We start from the raw sequence: 2,163 nt of genomic DNA, 5'->3' as shown, positions 1-2,163 counted from the left end.
CTTGGGGGTGGCGCTGGCCCGGGTGGAGTTGCGGGCCGGCGACCGCCGGGCCGCCGCGCGGGCGGTGCCGGACTGGTCGGCGCCGGACGCGGGGTCCTGGCCGCTGCCGGTACGCCTCGCCGCCGGCGTGCTCGACGCGGTCCTGGCCCGGGAGGGTGGCGACGACCGGCGGGCCGGTCGAATCGTGGAGCGGGTGCTCGACCTGGCCGAGCCGGCGGGATACCGCCGAGTCTTCACCCGCGCGGAGCCCGGATTCCGTGACCTGCTCGCCGCCCACCTGGACTCCGGCACCGCGCACTGGCCGACGGTGAGCGACCTGGTCCGCGGCGCGGACGAGCGGCGCGCGGACGATTCGGCGGACCGGCCGGGCGCGCCGGAGCGGGCGTTGGACGAGCCGCTCACCGAGCGGGAGCTGACCATCCTGCGGTACCTGCAGAGCATCCTGTCCAACGTGGAGATCGCCAGCGAGCTGTCCCTGTCGGTCAACACGGTGAAGACGCACGTGCGCAATATCTACCGCAAGCTCGACGCGACCCGCCGGCGCGAGGCGGTCCGGCGGGCCCGTGAGCTCCGGTTGATCTGACGGCGCGCCGACCCGGACCTGATCAGGCGTTCGCGGCGGCGTCCACCGCGGCCAGCAGGTCCGCCAGGTCATAGCCGCCGTCGTGGCGGACCTCGTTGACGAACAGGGTCGGGGTGCCGGTGACGCCACTGCGGATGCCCCCGACAAAGTCCCGCCGGACCCGGTCGGCGTGCGCGTGCCCCGTCACCTCGGCGTCGATTTCGTCGGGTGGCAGCCCGAGCTGTTCGACACCGAGCGACAGGTGCACCGGGTCGAGTTGATCCTGGTGCTCGTATAGCCAGTCGTGCATCTCCCAGTACCGTCCCCGCCGGCCGGCGGCTTCCGCCACCTCCGCCGCGCTCTCCGCGTACGGGTGCACGTTGGCGATGGGGAAGTGCCGGTACACCAGCCGGACCTGGTCTGCGCGCTGGCGCAGCAGCTCGGTCAGGTTCGCGTGGGCGGCGCCGCAGAACCGGCACTGGAAGTCGCCGTACTCGACGAGGGTCACCGGCGCCTCCGCCGGCCCGCGGGCGTGGTCGACCTCGGTCACCGGGATCCGCAGCCTCGCGGTGGTGACCTGCAGTGGCGTGGTCATCCGGCCGTCACCCGCCGATCCGCCGCCAACCGTTCGCGGGCGTCGAGGATGCCGTCCGCGCCGGGGTCGACGTCGGCCGCGGAGGGGTGGTTCCCGGCGACCGTGCCCCGGGTCGCCGGCAGGGTGCGGCCGGGTGCGGGACGCCCGGATCTGATCAGCCCGTTCGGATCAGTCATGCGTTCCACCCTCGCTCCGCATCGGGTGAGCCCGGATCACCCGGCCCGGGTGGTTCCCCCGGCCGCCCGGCCGGGTCCGCTCAGCGGCCCACCGCGACGTGGTTGTGCACCTCGCGGATGCCGGGCGCCGACCAGACGACCCGTTCGATCTCCTCGCGCTCGGGCACCGAGTGCACCAGGCCCTCCAGCACGACGGTGTCGCCGTGCACCCGGACGCTGATCCCCTCGGCCTCGGTCGCGCCGTTGCGGGCCAACGCGTCCACGATCCGCTCGGCCAGGTCGCGGCCGTCGGCCCGGACCGCCGGCCGGACGGTGATGCCGTTGCTCACCCCGCGTACGCCGGTCAGCCGGCCGACCGCGCGCTCGGCGGCCCGGCGCTGGTACTCCCATTCGACCTCGCCGTGCAGGGTGACCCAGCCGTCCGCCACGGTCACGTGGAGGGCCTCGATCGGCACGAACGCGTCCCACTCCACGGCCCGGGTGGCCGCCAAGGCGATCTCCGGGTCGCTCTTCTCGGCCGAGGTGGCGATCCGGACGGCGAGGTCGTTGGCGACCGCGCGGACCCGGGACACCCGGTGCGCGGCCCGCTCGGCGGCCCACTTCTTGGCGTAGCTGTCCACCCAGCCGGTCAGCGTCACCACCCCTTCGGTGACGGTCACCCCGATCTCGTTGGGGCGTACCCGGGGTTCCCAGGTCAGCTCGTCGAGGACATCGGTCTGGATGTCCTGGTCGGTCCGGGTGACGGTTGCGGTGGCCATCGGTCACTCCTTCACAGATGCGGATTTCGCGGCACACATGCCGCCAACCCCGATCCTGACCGTCCCCCGGGT

At 73.8% G+C, this 2,163-nt stretch carries 4 protein-coding genes; 1 reads left to right on the top strand and 3 read right to left on the bottom strand.

Annotated elements, in window-relative coordinates:
- A partial coding sequence (locus DKT69_RS34975; protein ID WP_146231303.1) for a helix-turn-helix transcriptional regulator occupies positions 1-583 on the top strand: 583 nt, incomplete at its 5' end.
- 22 nt (positions 584-605) lie between these two features.
- On the opposite strand, the gene DKT69_RS34970 is transcribed toward DKT69_RS34975, so the two are convergent.
- From DKT69_RS34970 to DKT69_RS34960, 3 genes are all read right to left on the bottom strand, one after another.
- Positions 606-1,157 carry a DsbA family protein gene (locus DKT69_RS34970; protein WP_109805650.1) on the bottom strand — a complete coding sequence of 184 codons (552 nt, stop codon included), beginning with the start codon at positions 1,155-1,157 and terminating at the stop codon, positions 606-608.
- Positions 1,154-1,333 (bottom strand): hypothetical protein, encoded by a 180-nt coding sequence (locus tag DKT69_RS34965; protein ID WP_109805649.1) that lies wholly within the window; start codon positions 1,331-1,333, stop codon positions 1,154-1,156. Before DKT69_RS34965 ends, DKT69_RS34970 begins: the two co-directional genes overlap by 4 nt.
- An 80-nt stretch (positions 1,334-1,413) precedes the next feature.
- On the bottom strand, positions 1,414-2,091 hold the full coding sequence (locus tag DKT69_RS34960; protein WP_109805648.1) for a BON domain-containing protein: 678 nt from the start codon (positions 2,089-2,091) through the stop codon (positions 1,414-1,416).
- Positions 2,092-2,163: the final 72 nt, after the last annotated feature.

The sequence above is a fragment of the Micromonospora sicca genome (genome assembly GCF_003172935.1).
Classification (GTDB): Bacteria; Actinomycetota; Actinomycetes; order Mycobacteriales; family Micromonosporaceae; genus Micromonospora; species Micromonospora sicca.
The sequence above is the reverse complement of the archived record's forward strand: the minus strand, read 5'-3'. Positions and strand labels throughout refer to the sequence as shown.